Annotated in this window: 14 protein-coding genes and 3 pseudogenes; 10 read left to right on the plus strand and 7 right to left on the minus strand. The window is 62.5% G+C overall.

What is annotated here, in order from left to right; genetic code table 11:
* Nucleotides 1–41 precede the first annotated feature (41 nt).
* From OEZ60_RS14640 to OEZ60_RS14650, 3 genes are read left to right on the plus strand one after another with little or no spacing between them, the layout of a single operon-like run.
* Nucleotides 42–551 (plus strand): TRAP transporter small permease, encoded by a 510-nt coding sequence (locus tag OEZ60_RS14640; protein WP_263337689.1) that lies wholly within the window; start codon nt 42–44, stop codon nt 549–551.
* Entirely contained in the window at nt 551–1852 is a 1302-nt protein-coding gene (locus OEZ60_RS14645) for a TRAP transporter large permease (protein ID WP_263337691.1), read from the plus strand. The genes OEZ60_RS14640 and OEZ60_RS14645 overlap by 1 nt, the downstream gene beginning before the upstream one ends.
* Nucleotides 1852–2637: an alpha/beta fold hydrolase gene (locus OEZ60_RS14650; protein WP_263337693.1), complete on the plus strand. Its 786-nt coding sequence runs from the start codon at nt 1852–1854 to the stop codon at nt 2635–2637. The genes OEZ60_RS14645 and OEZ60_RS14650 overlap by 1 nt, the downstream gene beginning before the upstream one ends.
* 95 nt (nt 2638–2732) lie before the next feature.
* Here the strand turns inward: OEZ60_RS14650 and OEZ60_RS14655 are convergent.
* The 4 genes and pseudogenes from OEZ60_RS14655 to OEZ60_RS14670 form a co-directional block, all read right to left on the minus strand.
* Nucleotides 2733–2861 (minus strand): annotated as a pseudogene (locus OEZ60_RS14655) (integrase core domain-containing protein); the annotation flags it as partial.
* 373 nt (nt 2862–3234) lie between these two features.
* Nucleotides 3235–9414, minus strand: coding sequence for a cadherin domain-containing protein (locus tag OEZ60_RS14660; RefSeq protein ID WP_263337695.1), 6180 nt, complete (start codon nt 9412–9414; stop codon nt 3235–3237).
* A 312-nt stretch (nt 9415–9726) separates the two neighbouring features.
* Nucleotides 9727–10017: pseudogene (locus OEZ60_RS14665) on the minus strand (transposase); the annotation flags it as partial.
* Nucleotides 10018–10366: 349 nt separating this feature from the next.
* A complete protein-coding gene (locus OEZ60_RS14670; protein ID WP_263337698.1) occupies nt 10367–10726 on the minus strand; it encodes a hypothetical protein in 360 nt (119 codons plus the stop codon).
* A 313-nt stretch (nt 10727–11039) separates the two neighbouring features.
* On the opposite strand from OEZ60_RS14670, the gene OEZ60_RS14675 reads away from it, so the two are divergent.
* From OEZ60_RS14675 to OEZ60_RS14700, 6 genes and pseudogenes are all read left to right on the plus strand, one after another.
* Entirely contained in the window at nt 11040–11753 is a 714-nt protein-coding gene (locus OEZ60_RS14675; protein WP_263337700.1) for a Crp/Fnr family transcriptional regulator, read from the plus strand.
* A gap of 46 nt (nt 11754–11799) precedes the next feature.
* Nucleotides 11800–13977, plus strand: a complete 2178-nt coding sequence (locus OEZ60_RS14680; RefSeq protein WP_263337701.1) for a SulP family inorganic anion transporter — start codon at nt 11800–11802, stop codon at nt 13975–13977.
* Between the two features lie 224 nt (nt 13978–14201).
* Nucleotides 14202–16472 carry a pyridoxal phosphate-dependent decarboxylase family protein gene (locus OEZ60_RS14685; RefSeq protein ID WP_263337703.1) on the plus strand — a complete coding sequence of 757 codons (2271 nt, stop codon included), beginning with the start codon at nt 14202–14204 and terminating at the stop codon, nt 16470–16472.
* 52 nt (nt 16473–16524) lie between these two features.
* Nucleotides 16525–17508, plus strand: a complete 984-nt coding sequence (locus tag OEZ60_RS14690; protein WP_263337704.1) for a hypothetical protein — start codon at nt 16525–16527, stop codon at nt 17506–17508.
* Nucleotides 17509–17538: 30 nt separating this feature from the next.
* Nucleotides 17539–18378, plus strand: coding sequence for an adenylate/guanylate cyclase domain-containing protein (locus tag OEZ60_RS14695; RefSeq protein ID WP_263337706.1), 840 nt, complete (start codon nt 17539–17541; stop codon nt 18376–18378).
* A gap of 239 nt (nt 18379–18617) precedes the next feature.
* Nucleotides 18618–19114: pseudogene (locus tag OEZ60_RS14700) on the plus strand (TRAP transporter large permease subunit); the annotation flags it as partial.
* A gap of 442 nt (nt 19115–19556) precedes the next feature.
* Here OEZ60_RS14700 and OEZ60_RS14705 read toward each other — a convergent pair.
* The 3 genes from OEZ60_RS14705 to OEZ60_RS14715 all read right to left on the minus strand — a co-directional run bounded on the left by OEZ60_RS14705 (nt 19557) and on the right by OEZ60_RS14715 (nt 22600).
* Entirely contained in the window at nt 19557–20009 is a 453-nt protein-coding gene (locus OEZ60_RS14705; protein WP_263337707.1) for a nuclear transport factor 2 family protein, read from the minus strand.
* An 18-nt stretch (nt 20010–20027) separates the two neighbouring features.
* Nucleotides 20028–20837, minus strand: a complete 810-nt coding sequence (locus OEZ60_RS14710) for a class I SAM-dependent methyltransferase (RefSeq protein ID WP_263337709.1) — start codon at nt 20835–20837, stop codon at nt 20028–20030.
* Nucleotides 20838–20953: 116 nt separating this feature from the next.
* Nucleotides 20954–22600, minus strand: a complete 1647-nt coding sequence (locus tag OEZ60_RS14715; protein WP_263337712.1) for a helix-turn-helix transcriptional regulator — start codon at nt 22598–22600, stop codon at nt 20954–20956.
* A gap of 132 nt (nt 22601–22732) precedes the next feature.
* Between OEZ60_RS14715 and OEZ60_RS14720 the strand changes: the two genes are divergently transcribed.
* On the plus strand, nt 22733–22965 hold a 233-nt coding region (locus tag OEZ60_RS14720; RefSeq protein WP_263337713.1), incomplete at its 3' end, for a transposase.

Genomic DNA, 22965 nt, shown 5'->3' on the forward strand with positions numbered 1-22965 from the left:
TCCGGGGCCGCCACGCGTGTTCCGGCAAAGCGAGGCAAGTTATGACTGAGGGATTGGACCATCTGATCCGAAGAATCGAGCGGATCGTCGTCTGGGCCGCCGCCGCCGGCGGGATCATCGTGCTGATCCAGATGCTCTGGATCTCCTACGGGGTCTTTACGCGTTACGGTTTGGGCAAACCCGACCGGCTGGTGACGGAGGCAACCGCGCTGCTGCTTTTCCCCGTCGCTTTCGCAGGTCTCGCTTTCTCGCTCCGCGAGGATGCAATGCCGAAGGTGACGATGCTCGTCGATCACTTTTCGATGCGGGTGCAGCACGTCTTCGCCATCATAAACCACGCGATCATGCTGGGTGTCGGCGTGTTCCTGGCCTATGCGGGCGTCAGCGCAACGATCCGATCCTTCAACTCGGGCGTCGCATCGGAAATCCTGCACTGGCCGCGCTGGTGGTTCTGGGCGCCGGGCGCGGTGGCGCTTCTGCTGTTCGCGTTTTATGTTGCGCTCAGGCTGTTCCGCCTGGTTCTGACGCTCGCCTCGGAAGGAGACGCCTGATGGAGTGGTATTCCGTCGGTCTCGGGCTGTTGATCCTGCTGATGATCTTCATCGTTATCGGCCTGCCCATCCCCTTCGCGCTCGCCGCCGCGTCTCTGCCGTTTCTCTGGGACATCCAGGGATGGTCGACTTCTGTCGTCTCGACCGAGCTGAAGCTCTGGGGGGTCTGGATCGACTACATCCTTCTCGCGGTGCCCTTGTTCGTCTTCCTCGGTGAACTCATAGGCAAATCGAACATCGGACCGAACCTCTACCAGTTCCTGCATCAGGGCGTGCGGCTCAAGGGGTCGGCCGCCTACGGCTCCATCGGTGCAAGCGCGGGTTTCGGCGCGGTCTGCGGGTCATCTATGGTCGGCGCACTGACCATCGGCGGCGTGGCACTGCCCGAGATGCTGCGTCTCGGTTATGGCAAGCGGCTTTCTTCCGGCGTTCTTGCCGCGGGCGGAACCCTGTCAGTTCTCATCCCGCCCAGCCTGATCCTGCTGTTTTACGGCATCGTCACGGATCAGAGCATTGGCGACCTGTTCATCGCAGGGGTCATTCCGGGCATCATCCTGGTCAGCGGCTTCGTCATCGTTGTGCTGATCTGGGGCAGGCTCCGGCCCGACGATATTCCGTCAAGCGAAGACGCGGCGAAAATGCCGCTGACGATGATCCTCGGCACCGTTGGCCCCGTGGCCCTTATCGGTCTCGTTATCACCGTGGCCATCTATGCCGGCATCGCGACGCCGACCGAGGCCGCGGCGGTGGCGGCGCTATTGACGGTGATCATGGCCTTTGGCGTCGGCGGGCTGACGTGGCAAGGATTCAAGGACGCACTTTTCGCCACTATGCGGACGATGGGATATCTCGGGCTCCTGCTATCGGCTGGCGTGCTCTTCGGCTTCGTCCTCACGTACTATCGGGTGCCGCAGCAGTTCACCGAGCTGTTCCTGTCCTTCGACCTGTCACCCTATACGGTGCTGGCGATCGTCATCGTCTTCTACATCGTGCTGGGCATGTTCCTCGAGCCGGTCTCGATGACCTTCATCACCCTGCCGACGATCTTTCCGCTGATGGCTGCGGCTGGCTTTGATCTGATCTGGTTCGGCGTGGTCTACACGATCACCATGGAAATTGCGGTGCTGACGCCGCCGGTGGGACTGAACCTCTACGTGATTCAGGCGATCAGTCGGGACAAGGTGAGCATCGGCGACGTCATCATGGGCTGCCTGCCCTTCATCGCGGCGATGGTGTTGCTGATCATGATCCTCATCGTGGCGCCGGACGTTGCGCTCTGGCTCCCGGGCCAGATGCGCTGATGGACGGGCTACCCTACCTCCGCGCCGGTAGCGGGCCTTCCTTCGTGCTGGTGCATGGCTATCTTGGCGGGGCGGAGCAATGGCGTCATGAGCTCGACCATTTCTCGAACCGGTATGACGTGATTGCGCCGAACCTACCCGGGTTCGGCGCAGCAGCCGATCGTCCCGCATGCGACACCATCGCGGGAATGGCCGAGGCGGTATTCGGCTTGCTCGACGAACTGGCGGTCGGCGACTTCATCTTGCTTGGCCATTCCATGGGCGGCATGGTCGTTCAGGAAATGGCGCGCATGCGGCCCCAAAGCGTGTTGCGGCTTATTCTCTATGGGACCGGCCCGCTTGGTTTGATGCCAGACCGGTTTGAGCCCATTGCAACCTCGCGCGAGCGCCTGCTGACCGATGGAGTCGAGGCGACGATCGGGCGGATCGGCGCGACCTGGTTCAAGAGAGGTGCCGAGGCGCGAGGTTACCGGCTCATTACCCAGATCGGCGCTTGCGCCCGCCGCCCGGCCGCCGAGGCTGGGCTAGGCGCGATGGCGGCTTGGGATGGTCGTTCGGCGCTAACAAGCCTTACCATGCCAACACTTGTGGTATGGGGCGACGCCGATCGCTCATATCGCTGGCCGCAGGTCGAGACGCTCTGGACCAATCTTCCTGATGTGCGTCTTTCCGTAATTCCCGGCGCATCACATGCGGCACATCTCGAAAAACCTGCATTGTTTCATTCGCTCATCGAGGATTTTCTCTCCGAACCCGCGACGGCGGAGAACGCAGAAGACCGCTGAAACAGGCCCGCCTCCTGAAAAGTGGTCCCTCCTTGATTATGGCATTCGCGCCGTCGGGCTTCTCGCCGTCTATGGCCCGGGCTTCATGCGACCTTTCAGGCTGGTTTCGGTAGGGCTGCAAAGGCGTTCGGCGCCAAGTTTTCGAGCGCCGCGTGCGGCCGTTGCTCGTTGTCGCATCTACGCCAAGCCTCCAGCTTTTCGGCGGCATCCGCAAGGATCCTGAACAAGTATTGGGCAACGACATACGCAATGCCGAATTCGTCAGGGAGAACTCATTTGCACCCGTACTTACGCTCCGCGCCAAGTGAACTGCCCGCCTAAAACATAGCGGAACACTCCAGCTTCAAACGGTCTGGACTTCGGGGATCAAATCCGCTTGCATTCATTCGGGGCGCGGACGGCCACGATAGAGCGTTCATCAATCGACCACTCATCGTCCGGCATCAGGCCTCGTGCCAAGCTGGTCTCCTTCACTGATGCCAGATTGAAGTACGAGCAGTGCGTTCTTCGAGTCGCTTTTATCAACACGGTCCAAATCGCGTTTCAAGGCGGCTCGCTTTTCACTGTCGCGGGCGGCATCTTCCCGGTGACCACAGATCAGGCAATCAGTTCGTCGCTCGGGATCGGCGTCGACCACGGGGTCGTGATGAGGTCGCCCGGATCGATCTCGTAGAGATACCCGTCCATCACGTGGCTGTTGCCGAAGTCCGCGACGTAGATATGCGTCTCGCCGCTGCCATCGCTGGCCGGTGCAAGCTCGATGTCCTTGACATGAACACGCGTGTCAGTGATCGGATTTCGATAGTCTTTCAGGAGATCCATATCTGCGAGGATGTTCCCATCGCGGTCGACTTTCCAGACGTGATCGCTGAACCCGCCCCCGACGTAGAAGACGTCCTCATTGCTGTCATATGCGAGGGCTTCGACGTCCCAGGAACTCGACAGCACCAGCGTGGAGTATACCTGTGACCCGGTGTAGTCCGTTTCGACGATCTTGTGATCCGTTTCGCCGCTGAGAATGAACAAGCGATCGTTCGCGGCGTCGACCGCCGTATCTTCCGGATCGTTCGCGCCGAGCGCGATCGCGTCGAAGGAATACAGCAGCGTCGTCGGGTCGTTGGGGTCCACGACATAGATCTCGCGCGTGTCGTCGTCGGAGATGAACATCAGCTGGTCCACGGCGTCTATGGCCAGTCCGGTCGGCTCGTCGGTGAATGAACTCGGTGTGTAGCTCTCCTGCAGGAAGCCGGCGCGGGTCAGGCGGAAGATGTCGGTGAAATCGAAATGCGGCTCCTCGTCGATCTCGGAGTCCGAGAGAAGGAAGCTGTCCGTGAACGGGTCATAGGCGAGGCCCGACGGGTCGGGAATGCCATAGGCGGCCATGGAGTATTGCGCGACCACCGATGGCGCCGATCCGCCTCCGGGAACAGCCAGCGCGTCGATCGTGTAGCTGTCGATCAGGGTGCCGCCGCCCGCGACCGACCAGAACTCGAACGTGATGCTGGTCTCGCTGGCTTGGACGAGCATGGTGCCGTAGTCGCCGTTGTAGCGGACCTCGCTGCCGCCGATTGGCGTTGCGAAGCCGGTTATTCCGTGTCCTCCGAGCCCGGTGACGAAGTAGGGAAGCACCTCGCCGTCGCCATTATCGTCGCGTAGGATGCGTTCGTAGGTATGGTCGTGGCCGTTAAGGACCGCTGTCGCGCCCCAATCCTCGAATGGCCACTGCAAGGACGTCGTCGATCCGTGGCTGTCGCCGGAGGAATAGGCCGAATGATGGAAATACACGATCTTGAACGTCGACGTCGAAGCGGCCAGCGCGTTCTGCAACCATTGGCCCTGCACTGAACTGCTGCTCGAGCCGTCCAGTTCCTCGCCGTTGCTGTTCACCGCAAAGAAATGCACGGGGCCGATTTCGAAGTCGTAATAGCGCTCGTTGCCCGGCAGGGTGAAGTAGTCGATATACTCGGCGAACAGTCCTTCACTGTAATCGTGGTTTCCGAGCGCGGGGAAGAAGTGGTTGACGGAACTCCCCGACCCATATGCGCCGGAATAGTTGCCGATATAGTCGGAGTAGAACTGGCCAATCTGATTGTCGACCGTGTCAAGCGGGTTATAGATATTGTCTCCCGTCGTCACAATGAATTCGGCATTGAGGTTCCTGACCAGATTGGCGACAGCGGCCGTGCCGGCGCCGTCGGCCCAGTCCCCGAACGCGGCAAACCGGATCTCGGCGACGTCCGCGACATCGATCAGGATGGTTTCGGTCACCGACAGCCCGCCGGAATCCGTGGCCGTCACGTCGAGTGCGACGACCGGTTCCTTCTCGAAGTCGATCCGCACGCCGTCCTTGAGCTTGAGCAGGTTGCCGACGACCTCGAAGCGCGGGTCGCTGACCGAGAAGATGTGGGTGTCGCCCTGATCCGGGTCGCTCGCGCCCAGAGTACCCGCGATGGCGCCGGAAATATTCTCCGTGAACGGCCCCGCGGATGTGAGAACGACCGCCGTCGGCGGCGCGTTCACGCCGACCGCGATGGTGACGAGGCCGGTCGCGCTGTCGCCGTCGAAGTCGGTGATCGTGTAGGTGAAGGAATCCGAGCCGATGAAGCCGGCCGGGGGCGTATAGCTGAAGCTGTTGTTGGCACCGGCGATCACCGTTCCGCCTGCCGAGCTGACGCTGTCAAAGCCGGTGACGCTGGCCGGCCAGTCGCCGGGGTCGTCGTTTGCCAGCACATCGCTGATGACGGCCGGCGTGTCCGGCGTGGTCGATACAGCGTCACGCACCGGGTCCGGGGCGCGGTCGATCGCGATCGTGGCGAGTGCCGCATTGGACGGGGAGATCCCGTCCGAGACCGTGACCTCGACCGTCCGCGGGGTCGGGTCGGGCGTCTCGCTCGAGTTCTGGAACAGGATGCGCTGCAACGCCGTCTGGTAATCCGCGAGCGGTGCGAGGCCGGTCAGGACGATCCGGTCCGCCGTCGAACTGGAGTCGACCGAGATGCCGGACGGCAGCCCCGCGGTATCGACCGACAGGACATCGCCCTGCTGCGGGTTCGTCAGTACGATGGTCGCGCCCACCAGATGGGTGCTGTCGCCGTCCGTGATCAGCACATCCGCTCCGGCAATCGCGACCGCCGCGGCGTTTTCCAGATAGGTCGTACTAAAGCCGGTGCCGCCGCCGGGCCCGTCCAGGTCGACCTGGGGCGCCTCGGTCTGTTGCGGCGGCAGGAATTCGATGTGCAGGAGCGGCGCGCCGGTTGCGTCGCCCTCAAAGGCTTCGGCCGTGCGGGTGCCGGTGCCGGTGATGATGAAGGCCATCGAGTTGAGGTCGGTCCAGCCTGACCGGTTCACGATCTCCTGCACGATCGCCGTCAAATTCGGGGTGCGCTGGGCGTCGCCGGCCTCGCCCCTGACGGTCCAGTCGGGTGGCACCCACAACGCGGATGCGTCCGTCGTCATGCGCGCGGACAGAATCCCCGGAGTGCTGGTGAACGGCGCGGCATTGTCGCTGTCGTCGCCACGGATCTCCAGCGAGGCGGCGCCGGTGCTCACCTCGTCGGTCTTGAACTGAATGTAGGCGTTGGTGATGATGGATCCCTGCGGGATACCGATCGCGTTGAAACGGATCCCGACCGTCTGCAGGTTGCCGCCGTCATTGATCAGTTCGAGATCGCTGCTGTTGGTGTAGATCGAGCCCGAGGGTCTTTGCTCGATGTCGTCGGCACCCGAACTCACCCTTTGCTCGAACGTCACCGGCGTCACGTTCTCGACGACATCGGTCACCGTCACGGCGATGTCCTGGGTGGCCGGGAGCCCGCCCGCGTCGGTCACCGTGACCTGGACCTCGTAGACATTGTCGGTGTCGGCGTCGCCCGGCGCCTCGAAGTCGGGCGGGCTATTGAAGCTGAGAACCCCGGTGTCGGGATCAATCGAGAAGTGCCCCCGGTCGGCCCCGCCGGTCAGCGCATAGGTCAGCCCCGCGCCCTCGGTGTCGAAATCGTCCTGGGCTTCGACGTCGATCACCGCGGTCTGGTTCTCGGCCGCGGAGATCGCGGACGCGCTGGTGATTTCCGGGGCGGCGTTAGCCTTGGTCACCGTGATCGCGAGATCCTGGCTTGCCGTCAGCGTGCCCGAGTCCGTCACCGTGACCTGAACCTCGTAGACATTGTCGCCGTCGGCATCGCCCGGCGCGTCGAAGGCGGGCGGGCTGTGGAAGCTGAGAACTCCGGTGTCGGGATCAAGCGCGAAGAGCGCGACATCGGCGCCTCCGGTCAGCGTATAGACAAGCCCCGCGCCCTCGGCGTCGATATCGTCCTGGGCCGCGACGTCGGCGGCTGTGGTTCCACCTTCGGTCACCGAGACTGCGGCAGCACTGGTGATCTCCGGCGCCTCGTTGACACCGGTCACGGTCACGACGATGTCCTGGCTCGTCGGGAGCCCGCCGCTGTCGGTCACCGTAACCTGAACCTCGTAGCGGTTGTCGCCGTCGGCATCATCCGGCGCCTCGAAGTCGGGCGGGTTGAGGAAGCTGAGCGCGCCGGTGTCGGGGTGGATCGAGAAGCGCGCGGCGTCGGCGCCCCCGGTAATCGAGTAGGTCAGCCCCGCGCCCTCTGTGTCGAGATCGTCCTGGGCTTCGACGTCGATCACCGCGGTCTGGTTCTCGACCACCAAGGCCGCCGATGGAGTGGTGATCTCAGGGGCGGCGTTGATCCTGGTCACGGTCACGACGATGTCCTGGCTCGTCGGGAGCCCGCCGCTGTCGGTCACCGTAACCTGAACCTCGTAGCGGTTGTCGCCGTCGGCATCGCCGGGCGCGTTGAAGGCGGGCGGGCTGTGGAAGCTGAGAACTCCGGTGTCGGGATCAAGCGCGAAATGCCCCTGATCGGCGCCCCCCGTCAGCGCGTAGGTCAGTCCCGCGCCCTCGGCATCGATATCATCGAGCGCCGCGACGTCGGCAGCGATGGTCCCGCCCTCGGTCATAGAGACCGCGGCGGCGCTGGTGATTTCCGGCGCCTCGTTGACACCGGTCACCGTCACGGCGATGTCCTGGCTGGCCGTAAGCCCGCGTGAGTCCGTCACAGTGACCTGAACGCCGTAGACATTGTCGCTGTCGCTATCGGTCGGCGCCTCGAAGTCGGGCGGGGAGTTGAAGCTGAGCACCCCGGTGTCCGGGTCGATCGCGAAATGCGCGGCATCGGCCCCGCCGGTCAGCGCATAGGTCAGCCCCGCGCCCTCGGTGTCGAGATCGTCCTGGGCGTCGACGTCGAGCACCGCGGTCTGGTTCTCGGCCACCGAGGCGGTGGCAGGAGTGGTGATGACAGGCGGTTCGCCGCCCTCGGCCGGCAGCCACTCGATATGGAGCAGCGGCGCCGCGGCCGCGTTCCCGTCGAAGGACTCGGCCGTGCGCGTGCCGCTGCCGGTAATGACGAAGGCGATGCCGTTGTCCGCGACCCAGCCGGGCCGGCTGATGATCTCCTGAACGATCGCGGCGAGATCCGGCGTCTGCTGGCCGGCGTCTGCCGCGCCGATGATGGTCCAGTCGGGCGGGGTCCAGATCACCGCCGCATCGGTGATGGGGCGCGACGAAACGTCGAACTTGGTCCGCGAGTAAGTCGCCGCGTCGTCGCTGGCCTGCCCGCGAATCTCCAGCGACACCGCGCCGATGTCGGACTCGTCGGTCTGGAACTGAATCCAGGCGTTGGTAATCACCGCGTCCTTGGGAATGGCGATGCCGGTGAAGCGGATCCCGATCGTCTGCGCGCCCTTGGCGCCATCCACGGACAGTTCGAGATCGGTGCTGTTGGTATAGATCGAGCCGGTATTGCGCTCTTCGACATCGTCGGCGCTCGCGGTCACCCGCGTCTCGAAGACGTTCGGCGCAATGGCGGTCGCGGCGAGCGCGGTGGCGGAGCCGCCCGAGGTCGGCGCGGCGGTCACGGTCACTGCAAGATCCTGGCGGGTGGAGAGCCCGTCCGTGTCTGTCACCGTGACCCGGACCTCGTAGACATTGTCGCCATCGGTGTCGGCCGGCGCCGCCACATCGGGCGGGCTGAGGAAGCTGAGCGCGCCGGTATCGGGATCGATCGCGAACTGCGCGGCATCGGCGCCGCCGGTCAGCGCATAGGTCAGCCCCGAACCCTCGGCGTCGAGATCGTCCTGGGCCTCGACGTCGAGCGCCGCCGTCTGGCTCTCGGCCACCGAGACCGAGGCGGCGCTGGTGATCTCCGGCGCGGCGGAGAGGATCGTGAACTGGCTGGCCGTCACGGTGGAATTCGGCGCGAAGCTCGCGATGGTCACAGCGGCTGCGGGGCCGGCTCCGTCCGGATCCCACAGCAAGTACGGCTCGGCCCCGCCGGTGAACACGAACTGGCCATGACCGATGGCGGTTGCAGACGGGCCGACGACGAACCAGTCCGGATCCAGCCGGCCGCCTGTCAGCCCATTGCCTTCCGTCAGCCCGAACTCCGCCGCATCGATGCCGAGCCAGTCCTCGGACGTGAAGTCATGGATCGTGTCGGCGCTTGCCGGGTCGGACCGGATGACGAAGGTGTCCCGTCCGGATCCTCCGATCAGCTCATCATTGCCGGTGGCGCCGACCAGAGTGTCGTCTCCGTCGCCTCCGTCGAGAAGGTCATTCCCCGACCCGCCATCGAGAATGTCGTTGCCGCCGTTCCCTGCCAGGGTGTCATTCCCGTCGAGGCCGAACACCAGGTCATCGTCCGCGAAGCCAGAGAGTCCGTCTTCAAACTCGGTTCCAACGATGACATTGGGCGGACACATGCCGACTTCCCCTCGAGTGACTGGTTGAAAAAATGGCGAATGAATTGATTTCCAAGCGAAATTCTGGGTGTATCCCCAGCTCGACCACGCGGAATATCAATGGGGTATTATACCTCCTCGCCCTTTGGGTTAATATCACGACGAAGAAGTACCCCTTTGGAGGACGTTGTCGCGCCAACCCGACGCGGGAGGGAGTTTCCCCTCAAGGTTCCGATGTCAGGAAATGTTGGGTCTCGGCAGTGCAGAGTGCGTCGAACCGATTCACGCCGAACCGATCGGCAGTGTCGCGAAAGCGGCCATTCAAATCCTACACCCCTTGGCGATCAGACCGGGCTCGAAACTACCGTCGCGGTCCCGCGGCACCTCGTTCGCAAAGGAGCCGTCCTCGCCCTTCAGGGTCTTCCGACTGGTGCCGTTCCGGCGGTTCGCCTGCACCGAAGGAGTTTCCGCGTCGCGCTCGCAGCCGAGACGCTCCGTCAACTCCGCGCCCAGCAAACGCTGCGTCGGCGCCTTCTTCAGATCCTTCATCAAACCACCGTCGCCCAGCAGGTCCTCAGGCCGTTCACAGCCCTTCAACAGCTCGACCAAAAACTCGTCGTTGATCTTCTTTCCCCATCGTCCACGCTGTCCTTTTCTCTCAGCATGCCCGCCTTCATCGACAACGTCTGCAACGCCACACCGCGCACGGCAAGCTGAGCCCCGATCAGTACGAGGAGAGAAACGCCCCGGAATGGTCAAAACAGGCCACCTGACCTGCCCGGGAGCAATGGCGCACTCCAGCCCCCGGACACTAACCTACACACCGTTCGACAGATGGTGTCCGACCCCGATCATCGCCGACATGACCGCCCTCCACTTCCGAGCATTGCAACCCCACCTTGGCACTTCGAAGCCGTTGGGGGGCGGTCACATAACCATCACTGTCCGCAAGCACCGAAATACAGCCTGAACGTCAGGCTTTCTGTGCTAATACGGGGTGTTCGTTGATCCGCGAAGAAAACTGCCCGATCTTTTCTTTGACGCCGGCCACCCTGAGGTTGACGGACGTGGCGACATGCTCTGTCAGGCTAGCCTGCGGCTCCTCGATCACTTCCTCGACTCCGATATCGTCCAGCAGATGCGGGCTCAGTTCCTTGAGCCGGCGGCAGTTCGCCACGAATTCCCGCTCGAGCGCCTTTTCGGCCCAGGCTTTCCTCACGCTCGCAGGGACGAGCGCCACCGCCGCTTCGCTTATGCGCTCCCGGGCGGACTTGCGTGTCATTGCGGCCATCCGTTTCGCTTCGGCGCGAAACAGCCTGTCCTCCAATTCCATTTCCGTCTCCGGACCAGGATCCGGTTGATGAAGGATCTGGCAAGCTGCAGTTGCATAACCCATGGCAAACATCGTGGCCTCCATCCTTTCCCGTGCCGCCCGACCGGCGGGTGGCGTGAAAGAAAGGATGCCGGATTCGCGAGAGTCAGGCTGTTACCCAAGGAACAGACGCACGCTGATGGGCGGGAGAACGCAGACATGCGTATGCCCGGGGGCGTCCCCCAACGTTTTGCGAAATTCTCTTGCTCTTGGGGCCATCGGCCGGTCCTATATAGCGCGGAAGCCTGCGCAGTATATTGGTGGGGGTGCTCACATGCGCGACCGGGATCGTATAGCCGATCACGACTCGGAGATCCTGCGCTCCGTTCCCATCTTCTGCGATCTCGACGAACCGGTTCTTGCCGAAATCGCGCGGCACGTCCACAGGCGCAGTTGGGTCGCCGGTGAAGCGGTCTTTTCCAAGGGCGACGAAGGCTCGTACATGCTAATCGTTGCGGACGGGCGAATAAGACTTTCCATCGTTTCGGCAGCCGGACGCGAATTGCTGATCCGCATTGCCTCTCCCGGCGATCTGGTAGGCGAAATCGCCTGCTTAGATGGCGGCGTCCGTACGGCGGATGCCACCGCCGTCAGCGCCGTGCAGGCACTGGTGCTGAGCCGGCGAAACTATCGCGACATCGCTTCGCGGTTCCCGGAGCTGAACGTTGCCGTGATCCAGTATCTTTGCAACATCGTTCGCGACACCGATGACCGCCTGGAGGGATTGGCGCTTCACAACCTGAAGGCACGACTCGCGCGGTTCATTCTGTTCGCAGTAAGGGAGTTGAACGGCTCCGACGCAGACCCGACGGCGCATCTGTCCATCGACCTGACACAGGGAGAACTCAGCCAGTTCCTGGGCGCCAGCCGCCCCAAGATCAACCGGGTATTGCACGACTTTCACGAGGATCGCGTTCTCGTGCGGGAGGAGCGGACTTGGCGCTGCGACCTAGGCGCGCTGCGCAGTCTTGCTGAGAGCGACGAGTGAAGTGCGTTGCACCGGGTCCCGGTCTGACCCGTCCAAGGGCAGACGCATGACGAGACTTGCGATTGCCCGTCCAGCGCTGCTCGGCTTTGCGCTCGGCGTTGATGCGCTCGGGCATTGTGTCGCCATCGGGGCCTTTGTCTTCGCCGGCCCGCTTGCTTCGGGCGTCGGGATCGGGACGACGCTGTTCCTGGTCTCGACATTGGTGGCGACGATGGCGATCGCGCGCTGGGGAGGGTTGCAGGGCGCGCTGGGGATCGCGCAGGATTCCTCGATCGCGATCCTCGCCGCCGTCACTGCCGCGGCCGCCGCGGCGATTGCCGGCGCTGGCAACAACCCATTGCCCACAGCACTTACCTTGATCGGACTTTCCACACTTCTCTCGGGCGCGGTCCTTTTCGGCATGGGCAAGTTCGGCGCCGGCCGAATTGTACGCATGTTGCCCTATCCCGTCGCCCTGGGGTTCCTTGCCAGTTCCGGTTGGCTCCTCACACGTGCCGCCCTGATGATCGTAGCGAATGCAGACGACCTCCTTGGCCTTCCGCATGCCATGTGGACGAACCTCGTGATCACTCTGCCGGCGGTCACATTTGCGGTTTCGATGATGCTTTCGCTGAGGCTCTGGACCGGTGCAGCGACGATGATGATCGTGTTGACAGTGTTCATCGCGGGTTTCTACCTGACACTTGCGTTTCTGGGCATGGATGTGGACGCCGCTCGGCAGATGGGTCTCCTGCCCTCGATCACGTCCTCTGGCGACCGGGCTGGACCGGATCCGGCGTTTCTGGCGCAGATCGATTGGAGCCAGATCCTTAACGCCGGCCCGAGCCTTGCCGTCGTCGTCGCGATCAACGTGATCGCATTCCTGCTGAACACGTCCGGAACCGAACTTGCGACACGGAGCAATCTCGACATGAACCGGGAGTTGCGGGTTGGCGGGCTGACCAACGCCACACTTGGCCTTTTCGGCGGGGTAACCAGTTTCGTTTCGACGGGCTCAACGATTTTCGCCGACAAGCTCGGCGCCCGCGGCCGTGCCATGACCCTGGCCTATTGCGCGGTGGTGCTCGCAGGGGGTGTCTTTGCCGCACAGGTGGTCGCTGCGGTGCCCGTCTTCGTCACCGGGGGGCTGCTGCTTTTCATCGGGCTTTCGATGCTGGAGGACTGGATGATCGCGCCCCGCAGGCATCTTACGTTGCAGGACTGGCTGACCGTCGTCGCCATTGTCGCCGTCACGGCAACGACGGGTCTGTTCCTCGGGATTCTTGCAGGAATACTGTTCGCCCTGATCAGCTTTGTTCTGAGCTACGTGCGGATTCCGATCATTCGTCGCAATATCGCCACGCAGCCGCGCCGCAGCAACGTCGACCGTTCGCCAGACAGAGAGGCGTGTTTGCGAGACACATGGAACAGGGTGCGCCTTGCACGGCTTCAAGGTTACCTTTTCTTCGGCTCGGTTGATCGATTGCTGGAAGAGGTCTACGCCCGCCGTGTCGATGCCTCAGGGGCAGGCACCGAAAACCGGCCGGATTGGTTGATACTCGACTTTTCCGCCGTGACCGGAATGGATTCCTCTGCTTGCGCCGGACTTGGCAAGTTGGGATATCTCGCACCTTCGCGCCGGTTGCGTGTGCATCTCTGCGGGCTATCGACAGAGGTCAAAACGGCGCTCGAACTCTGGCGGAACGACTTTGATGAGGCATTCGGGTTCGGCCGCTCTGACACACTCGAATCCGCCCTGGAGCAGGTCGAAGAAGCGCTGCTTGCCGAGTGTCCGATTTCCGACGCCCAAGGCGGGGGCCTCGAGAAGCTCCTACGGGCGGCGGCGGGCGCGCATCCGCGCATGCCTGAGCTTGCAGGGCTTTTCGAAGTCCGGATGCTGAATAAGGGCGAGGTGCTTTTCCGGCAGGGTAGTGACGGGCGCGACATCTTTGTGGTCGAGGAGGGTCGTCTCGGCGTCTATCTGGATCGAGGCGAAGACGGGGCAATGCGTGTCAGGGTTTTGACAGAGGGGGCAATGGTTGGGGAAATCGCTCGTTATCTGCACACCGCGCGTGGCGCCAGTGTCGTGGCTGATGGCCCGGTAGTCGTGCAATGCCTGTCAGCTGCGACGCTCGATCGGCTGGAGCGCGACGACCGCGATCTGGCAGCGATCCTTCACGCAACCATTGCGCGAGAGTTGGCTGAAAAGGTCACCAGAACGAATCTGCTCTTGCTTGACGACTAGCTTCAGCGTTGACGGACAGCCGCCACGTCGCTCCGGATCGCAACCGAACCAAGGCAATTTCCAATTCGGAGCGGTCAAGCGCGCACTATTCTACCGCAAATTGAACACCAGCCGTTCGGGCTGGCGCTTTTGAGGGCAAAGTTCATCAAACTTCATTTTTCCTTGACATAATTAAGACTTAACCCGCCAATAGAATTGTTTCCAATCTTGTGAGTACCCTTGCGATGGCGAAGCACCACGGCAGGCACGGTCGACTTCATGCTTCCCTCGCGGATGCGCTGTCCCACGAGAACTCACGACTTTCCCTTGACCGGCGCGGTGACGGGACGCCCGAAACCTGGTTTCTGGGACCGAAAGGCGAGAACGTCGATTTTCTGAAATTGCTGGTTGCAAAAGCGATCGATGCGAACGTCGAGGCGCGGCGGGCCTACATGCCCTCCGATCCCGGCATTTTCGGAGCCGGCCCACCCAAGAGCCTGGCTGACTCCAAAGCGTTCATTTCCGACGCGGTCAACGACATGTTGCATTACCTGCAGGGGTCGATACCGCTGTCGAGCTTTCGCAACCTTTCGCACATGTACTGGGACCAGTCGCTTCCCGGATTGGTCGGCTATATTGCCGCCCTACTTTACAACCAGAACAACGTCGCCGCCGAGGCGTCGCCCGCCACGACTCTTTTCGAGATGGAGGTCGGCGACGACCTGTGCCGGATGCTCGGTTTCGAGTTGCCCGATGCCGACGCGACGGAAAACGGCGCGACAAGGCCCTGGGGGCATATCACCTGCGACGGCTCGGTGGCGAACTGCGAAAGCGTCTGGGCTTCGCGCAACACCAAGTATCTGGGTGTCGCCCTCGCCCGCGCAATAGACGTGGACCCGGAACTGGCGGGTGCCAGGCAGACGACCGTGAGGCTGCTCTCGGGAGAGCGCGCACGGCTTCTCGAGCTCTCGCCCTGGCAACTGCTGAACCTCCCGCTCGACGAGGTTCTCGGCCTGGCCACACGTATCGCGCGCACGTCGGGCCTTCCGGCCTCTGTCATCGAAGCCGCCCTGGCGCGAACCTCGGTCCAGTCTCTCGGGCTGATGGAGTTCCACCGCCGGTACCTGCCCGACGTGTTGCCGCCCGTGCTGATTGCGCCCGCGACGGCGCATTACTCTTGGGCCAAGGCCATGGCACTGGCGGGCCTTGGGTCGGCGTCCCTGGTTTCGATCCGGGTCGATCTCGATGGACGCATGGACACGGTGGAACTGCGCAAGGCCATTGACCATTGCCTGGCCGAGCGGCGACCCGTGATGCAACTGACCGCGGTCATGGGGTCTACCGAGGAAAGCGCCGTCGATCCGTTGGCGGACATCCTGTCCATTCGCGCTGAAAGCCGGGAAATGGGCATGGAATTCTCGGTGCATGCGGACGCGGCTTGGGGCGGGTACTTCGCCTCTCTCCTGCGCAAGCCCAGACATCACGGAACCGAGCATGAGGAACTGCAGGCCGTCACAGAGACCGAGGAAAACCCGCATCATGCGCTCTTGTTGAAGGACGGCAAGAGGGCCCCGGGAATGATGTTCAACGCCTATGTGATGCGGCAATTCCTTGCCCTCAGACACGTTGACACGATCACCACCGACCCGCACAAATCCGGGTTCGTGCCCTACCCGGCCGGGTCGCTCTGCTACCGCAACGGCGCGATGCGCGACACGATCTCGTTCAAGGCGCCGGTGGTCTATCATGGCGGTGTCGACCCGGCGGTCGGATTCTACGGCATCGAAGGATCGAAACCCGGCGCGGCCGCCGCGGCCGTGTATCTGTCACACCGCGTCATTCGGACGGACAGAAGCGGCTATGGCAGACTGCTGGGCCGATGCATCTTCAACAGCAAGCGCCTCTACGCGGCACTTGTCGGTTTGAATGGGGCGAATTTCACCCTGACGCCGTTCCAGCAGCTTCCGGCCGAGCGGGACGCCACGGCGACCACACACGACATAGCGGATCAGAAGGACCTGATCGCCCGGCGGATCGTGCCTTTGGCCGATGCGGACCTGGTGGATGCTCTCATCGGCGACCCGGCCTTGTTCAAGCTCTTCCGTGACATCGGCCCCGATCTGACGATCGTGACCTACGCATTCAACTTCGTCACCGCCGAGGGGGTAAATCGCGATGTCGCTCTGATGAACGAGATGAACGACAGCATCTTCAAGAAGCTCAGCATGCATTCGTTCAACGGTGGCCAGATCCCCACCGCGCCGATGTTCGTCACGTCTTCAAGCTTTGATCCGAAGGCCTACGGTCAGTCCTTCGTCAACACGTTCGCACGCCGTGCCGGCGTGGATCCGCAGGAGGGCGTTCCGGTAAGCTTCCTGATCTCCACCACTCAGAACCCATGGCTCAGCGAGGGCGGAACGGGCGATTTCGTTGGCCGCATCGTCAAGGTGCTCGCCGCGACGGCATCCGAGGCGGCGGACAACGTGATGACGCGCCATGGCCTTACCCCCCCTTGAAGCCGGCTCGGCACGACCAGGACTTCGACCGATGCGAGGAGGGAACAAGCCGATGCCCGAAAAGACCGCAAGAAAAGCTGAAGACGCGACCGAACACACCGCCCATGGGCCCGGCTGCACCTGCCCGCATTGCCGTTCCCATGACGGACACGACATGGACCCGGTCCGGATGCGCAGCCCGCGCATCGACAACATGCCGCACCAGCATGCAATGACGCTCGTGGGTCACGAGACGGTCTTTGCCGTCCACATGACCCAGTTCCACATGGAGGAGCACAAGTACCAGCTTGTCTTCGAGGCCTCGCTTCCCGATTGGGTCGCAAAAAAGCTGGACATTGCGCGACGCCAGAACCCCAAGGACTGGTTCATCCTTTCGAACGCCGAAACGGACCAATTCACCATCCCCGATCTCGCGGCGGGCCGTAAGCGCAACTATGGGGCGAAGATATTCCAGGGGCTCCCGCCCTTCACGGAGGAGGACGAAAAGAACCCTCATTTCTACCCCTGGAGTCCCGATCGTGTGCTGCCGCTGATCGACGACTTCGAGGTCGAGGTGAACCGCATCGTCACTTTTCGGCCCTTCGCACATCATCTGCAGTTGCCCGAGTTCGCGACCTATCTGCTGTTCGGCAAGGGTAGCGAAGCGCATCTCACCAATTTGCAGACCGGCCGTCTCCAGAGCGATGCGTTCGAGACCTGCGCCTTTGGTCCAGACTACGACCATGTGATGAGCCTGGCCAAAAGGCCGGACGGTCTGGCGGACGCACAACTTGAAGCCGGTGTCGTGGTGACGCTTCCAGCCGTCCGGCTCACGGACAGACACACGGGTGAGCAGACGATTCCGGGCAAATGGCCATTCAAGCCGGGTGACGAATTGAGGCTGCTCTACCGGGGAATGCTTCCTGAGATCGCTGCCATCGCCGGCGAGACATTCCTCTTTGGAACCGGGGTGTGCTGCAGCCCGGAAACCTTGCGCAACGACCAGGCCTGTCTGGATGTCAGCCCAACTCCTTCGTCGATGCTCAGGAACAAATAGCACGACGCCGGCCAACAGGAGAAATTCGAAATGTCCGAACTGACGCACAGCGAAGGCAACTCCGAACTTTGGCACCAGATCTTTGCCGAGGGGCATCCGGTCCTGGCGAAGAAACAGGCGCGCTACGGAAGGCTGCCCGGCCAACCGCGGTGCAAACTCTGCGACGCACCGATGGGCGGGTTGGGCGGATGGCTGGTCAGGCTGACCGGCCTTCATCAGTCCGAACGCAACAAGAACTTCTGCAACGCCTGCGATTCGTTCATGAAGGCCTTTCCAGGAGGGGCGGAGGTCAACATGTCGATGATGATGGTCGACGTCCGGAACTCGGTCGAACTGTCGTCGCGCCTGTCGCCCTCCGAGTTCGCCAGGACCGTCCTTGCCATGCGGTCGGCGGTGTCCGATGCGCTTGCCCGCACCGACGGGTTCGTGCTGGAGTATCAGGGAGATTCAGTCTTTGCAGTCTGGCCGCCGGGGTTTGTCGGCAGCGACCATGCGCGCAAGGCCCTGGCGGCAGCCGATCTGGTGCTCGACCGGCTGCGGCAACTGCCGGATGCGGCAACGGTGGGGATCGGCGTCCACACCGGCAAGGCCTATATCGGCACGGCCTCGACAAATGACGGCGATATGCTCAGCATCAGCGCGTTCGGCCTTGATGTGAACCTTTTGGCGCGAGTCACGCACGCTGCCCAACGGGGCGAGGCACTCGCTACGCCCGAAGTTTTCCGGAATGCCGGGCGCGAACCAGGATCGCTTTCGACCAGGACGCTGGAACTCAAGGGTATCAGCGATCGAACGCCAGTCATCGCCATCGGCCCATTGACCGCAAAACCATCCCAAGAGGCCAAAGCGACTGAGGCAGACGCTGGCTAGCAACTGTGTCTATGCATCGAGAGTATGTCGCCACGGCGTTCCGGTTTTGAGGATCGCGTTTGCAATGGTGATGAGCCTGCAAGCGAAGCTTTAGGCCGCCGTGAAGTCGGCGAGATGGCTGCGAAGCTGATCGCGGCTGTCGTAGTGGAAGTGACCTTCTCTCCAAGATCCGGGCCATTGCGAACTGGAATCCTCCGCTTCTGAATGGACGAAGGAGGAAGTGCCATGAAGCACAGGCGGTTCTGGACGCCGGCAAGCTGACGGTCACGCTGTTGTTCGTCATCGCGAACGCGCTGATCCTCAAACACGTTTTGACCGAAGAGCAAATCCCCCAGCATGTGGCCGACGCAATGCTGTCGGCAGGTCTGGGGCCGGTGATGTTCCTAGTTGTGGTCAACATCATCCTGCTGATCGGCGGCCAGTTCATGGAGTCCTTGGGCTTGCTGGTGATCGTTGCTCCGCTGGTGTTCCCGATCGCCATTGAGCTCGGCATCGATCCAAGTCACCTCGGGATCATCATGGTCGTGAATATGGAGACCGGGATGATCCCCCCGCCTGTCGGCCTGAACCTTTTCGTGACCTCCGGTGTCGCGGGCATACCGATGATGCGGGTCGTCTGGCGGCCCTTCCTTTCCTGGCGGTGTTGTTCGTCTTCCTGATCATAGTCACCTATGTACACTTGATTTCGACGTTCCTCCCAAACACCTTCATGGGGCCAGAGATCATCACCAAATAGGGTTAGTTGGACTAGGTACTCTCAGCAGCGAGCGGCCTGGTGCAATTCTTGGCCGCTCGTTCAATGTCGAAGTTCCTCAACTTGGGAGACATCCGGTTTGGATGTATTGCCCGCCAATGTCCGGCTTGCGGAAGCTGCGGCAGACGTCACGATGAACGGTAATCAAGGTTCCTCATCGACACGGCCAATGTCTGCAATTGGAGCTTCGCCGCCATTCAGGCAATGTGCAGCATTCGTGAAGCAGGGCTCGAAGCCGACAATCTCCGCGCCGCAGGAGTTCGCGATCACAATACCCCCGTTCGACGAGTGCGGCCCAGAGCGGAGATCCAGAACCAACTCAGCAAACGACAGCTTCGCGGTCTCAGCTTATCCCAAGCTGGCGGACAGGAGCCACGTGATCGCGATGCACATCAAGCGGCCGGAACTGCGTTCGCCTGGTGGGTCAGAAATCGAAATCTCCCTTCGCCACCACTTCTTCCGGCAGCCACGTTTCATGAACCTGCAGGATCGTTAAGCCTCGATCCCCTGCGCCCTTCCCGAGAACCATGGTCGTGACACGTCCATTCTCCGGATCGTCAGAGTCCTTCGCACCGCGCTGCCATTCTTGGTAGGTCACGACCGCCATGTCGGCTCCGAGATGACGAACCTGCACGTCTTTGATCTTGATGCGGAAATCGGGATTCGAGCCGTATATTCCGGTCATATACCCCTCGAAATCCGCCTTTCCGAAGCTCCTCCCGGCCGGAAAGATTGCGACAAGGTCGTCAGAGATGTAATCGAGCGCGCGTCGGCGGAAAGTGTCGTCATCGCTGGGGCAGCGGCCGCCGACCCAGTCGGTGAAGAAATCATGGATATCGTGAATGATGCGTTCGACTTCCGTTGGATCAATTGTCATTGCTCTGCTCCCCTAACCTCAGGCGCTCGCGCGAACAGTCGCAATCCCGACCTTGAACTGCATCTTTCCCCCGTCCACGAATTCTGACCACTTCGGGCAGACCTCATCTTCCAGCGCCTGCCGGGCTGACGGAGCCATGTCCATCGCGTCGGAGGCCATCGGGCTGCTATGGACATACTGCCAGAGGAATTCCTCAGGCTTCGGAACCGTCAGAACCTTCGGCACCGCGGTCACGCTGACGTCTTTGAACCCCGCACTTTCGAACAGGTCCCTCAACTCCGCCGGATCATGCATGGCGAAGACGAGATCGAGGAACGCCGCCGCGTCCTGCGACAGTCGGCGGGCGATGCTGTCGTTCAATGCCGCGAAGAGTAACGGCTTCGGCCCGGGCACGTTCAGAAGGATCCGGCCAGACGGCTTCAGGACGCGGCGCATCTCGCGCAGCGCGGCGATCTTGTTGGTTATGAACTGCAGGCTCATCTGGCAAAGCACGACATCGAACAATGCATCGTCCAACGGGATCGCCGCCGCGTCCGCCTCGACCCAATCGATGCCGATTTCCGGGGCGGTGTTCACACGCGCGGTGGCCAGCATACCTTGGTTCAGGTCGAGTCCTGTGACCGTGCCGCCCGGCAAGACTTGCCCAGCCGCCATGCGGGTGACGACGCCGGTGCCGCAGCCAACATCGAGGACGTGCTCACCGGACTTCAGGTTGGCTTGGGCCACAAGATCCTCGGCGACAGGTCGGCCGATGCTGGGGACGAAGAATTTCTGGTAGTTGCAGGGGGCATCACCACCGTAGTTGGTCGTGGCGTAGCTCTGTTCCATGCCCGGTCCTCCCGATGAAAGCGACGAGAGAAGTCTAATGGGCGGCACGGCCAGTTTCTTCGCCCGTCCTTGCCATCGCCCGACGCTGGACATGGTCAATCCTGACCATTCCGCTGTCAGGAAAGCAGCCTGTTCTTATGCGCGAAGGCAACCGCTGCGGCACGCGATGAAACGCCAGTCTTGTCGAAGATATTGCTCATGTGACGCGCCACCGTATGCCTGCTTATGCCAAGTTCCGCCGCGATCTCGCGGTTTGTCCTGCCATCCGCCAGCAGTCGCAGCACGTCGATATGCCTGCAGGTGAGGCCACAGGAGGTTCCGCCCCGCAGCGTCCTGACGACGCCCGACAGATCGTGGCTTGCGCCGAGGTCGCTGAACGTCGCCTCGGCAATCCGGCGATGCGCCTCGGCGGAATCGTCGTCACCTAGATCGTGGTACAGTCCAGTGAGGCGAGCGCGAGTCCGTGCGGCTTCGTACGGTATGGCGAGGCGTTGCCAGAGAGCGAGAGCCCCAGAGAACTCCGCCAGCGCAGCGTCGCGATCACCGGTCGAGGCAAGCACCGCACCCGTCGCGTGCGCAGAGGTCGCCTGAACGAGCGGTGTTCCGAGGGCGCTCGCCCAACCGGAGAGTTCCTCCGCCGCGGCAACGGCGGTCCCGGTTTCGCCGGCCGCAAGACAGATCTCGACGGAGGGGCCGAGCAACTTCAGCCGTTCCGGATCGCCCGGAACAGCCGGTGCCCCATAACGCGACCCGCATGCTGTGCGGATCGTTGCCAACGCGGCCTCCGCCTGCCCTTTTGCAAGCCGCAAAAGTGCTCGGCCCGGTTGCGGGTTTACCCCTTGCCTCAGCGCGCGCTCGTAGCACGCTTCGGCTGCGTCGCAATCGCCGAGAAGTCGGTGCATCTCACCTTTCTGATAGTACGCGCGGCCCACCGTCGCCTCTGTCCGGTCCGCTAGCCAGTGGCAGGCGCGATCAGCGGCCGTCATGGCACCTGACCAGTCGCCTTTCATCTGGAGGATTTCGGAGCGATGTATCAGGCATTGCCCGCGAAACGGCACCAGATCGGGCTGACCCCCGCACCAGTCATCGAAGACGGCGGTCCATTCCCTCGACCGTTCGCTGTCGAATAGGCTCTGGCAGGTCAGGATGACCGCGCAATAGATGATGCCGCTGAGGATCGGAGAGACCTGCCCGCCAGTGACCGAGACCATCGCCTCATCGAGGCTAGCGGCACCCTCTGGCGCTCGGCCCGTGGCAACAAGTGCCTGCCCTCGGCACAGGAGTGCGAGTGCGAGAAGGTCCGGATCCCGTTCCTGCGTCCCTACCGCCACGGCGGCGTCGAACGATGGCAACGCTCCGTCCGGATCGCCGCCGAACATCTGTCTGATCGCCATCAGCAGCCGGGAAAGCCCCTGCTCTGCAGGGTAGCCGGTGGCAGTCTCCAGCAGCCGCTGGATGCGCGCGAGCCAGCCGTTGCCCTGCGACATCTCTCCCCTGAGCAGGGACGTAAGGCTTAGTAGGAAACCGACGCGCACAGCATGTCCTACATCCGCATCGTCAACATAAAAGTTGTGCGCCCGTGTCCAGACCCGGACGGCTTCCTCGTCCCTGCCGACAAGGTAGGCTGCATTGCCCAAGCGCTCGATATCGGCCGCCTTCAGCCGCTCAAGGCCGTCCGCGGTCGAAAGGCGGGCATGAGCCTCCGCCCACCTCATCGTCGAATAAGCCTTCCGGCCAGACCTGATATCCTCACCCTGCGACATGCCTGATCCTAACACGACGCGGCGCGGACCGGCAGGTGCGCAAGATGCTCCGCGGGTGGTTCCCGCCGCCCGCCGTTGATCCTCCCTCAGTGAAGTGGTCCGCCGTTATGTTTAGGAGAACGGAGGATCGACATGGCTACGAAGCGGCACAAACCTGAAGAGATTGTCATGAAGTTGCGGCAGGTTGAGGTGCTTGTCGGGCAAGGCATTGCACGGGTCGATGCGATCCGCGAGGTGCGCATTACCGAGCAGACCTACTATCGCTGGCGCATGCAGTATGGCGGGATGGGAACCGCCCAACTGAGGGAGCTCAAGCGGCTACAGAAGGAGAACGAGCGGCTAAGAAAGGCCGTGTCGGAGCTGAC

It is taken from the genome of Albidovulum salinarum (assembly GCF_025673475.1).
GTDB lineage: Bacteria > Pseudomonadota > Alphaproteobacteria > Rhodobacterales > Rhodobacteraceae > Albidovulum > Albidovulum salinarum.

Bases quoted from the DNA above. Each gene is read 5' to 3' on its own strand.
- OEZ60_RS14640 (WP_263337689.1), top strand. From the start codon at position 42: ATGACTGAGGGATTGGACCATCTGATCCGAAGAATCGAGCGGATCGTC.
- OEZ60_RS14645 (WP_263337691.1), top strand. From the start codon at position 551: ATGGAGTGGTATTCCGTCGGTCTCGGGCTGTTGATCCTGCTGATGATC.
- OEZ60_RS14650 (WP_263337693.1), top strand. From the start codon at position 1,852: ATGGACGGGCTACCCTACCTCCGCGCCGGTAGCGGGCCTTCCTTCGTG.
- OEZ60_RS14660 (WP_263337695.1), bottom strand. From the start codon at position 9,414: ATGTGTCCGCCCAATGTCATCGTTGGAACCGAGTTTGAAGACGGACTC.
- OEZ60_RS14670 (WP_263337698.1), bottom strand. From the start codon at position 10,726: ATGGAATTGGAGGACAGGCTGTTTCGCGCCGAAGCGAAACGGATGGCC.
- OEZ60_RS14675 (WP_263337700.1), top strand. From the start codon at position 11,040: ATGCGCGACCGGGATCGTATAGCCGATCACGACTCGGAGATCCTGCGC.
- OEZ60_RS14680 (WP_263337701.1), top strand. From the start codon at position 11,800: ATGACGAGACTTGCGATTGCCCGTCCAGCGCTGCTCGGCTTTGCGCTC.
- OEZ60_RS14685 (WP_263337703.1), top strand. From the start codon at position 14,202: ATGGCGAAGCACCACGGCAGGCACGGTCGACTTCATGCTTCCCTCGCG.
- OEZ60_RS14690 (WP_263337704.1), top strand. From the start codon at position 16,525: ATGCCCGAAAAGACCGCAAGAAAAGCTGAAGACGCGACCGAACACACC.
- OEZ60_RS14695 (WP_263337706.1), top strand. From the start codon at position 17,539: ATGTCCGAACTGACGCACAGCGAAGGCAACTCCGAACTTTGGCACCAG.
- OEZ60_RS14705 (WP_263337707.1), bottom strand. From the start codon at position 20,009: ATGACAATTGATCCAACGGAAGTCGAACGCATCATTCACGATATCCAT.
- OEZ60_RS14710 (WP_263337709.1), bottom strand. From the start codon at position 20,837: ATGGAACAGAGCTACGCCACGACCAACTACGGTGGTGATGCCCCCTGC.
- OEZ60_RS14715 (WP_263337712.1), bottom strand. From the start codon at position 22,600: ATGTCGCAGGGTGAGGATATCAGGTCTGGCCGGAAGGCTTATTCGACG.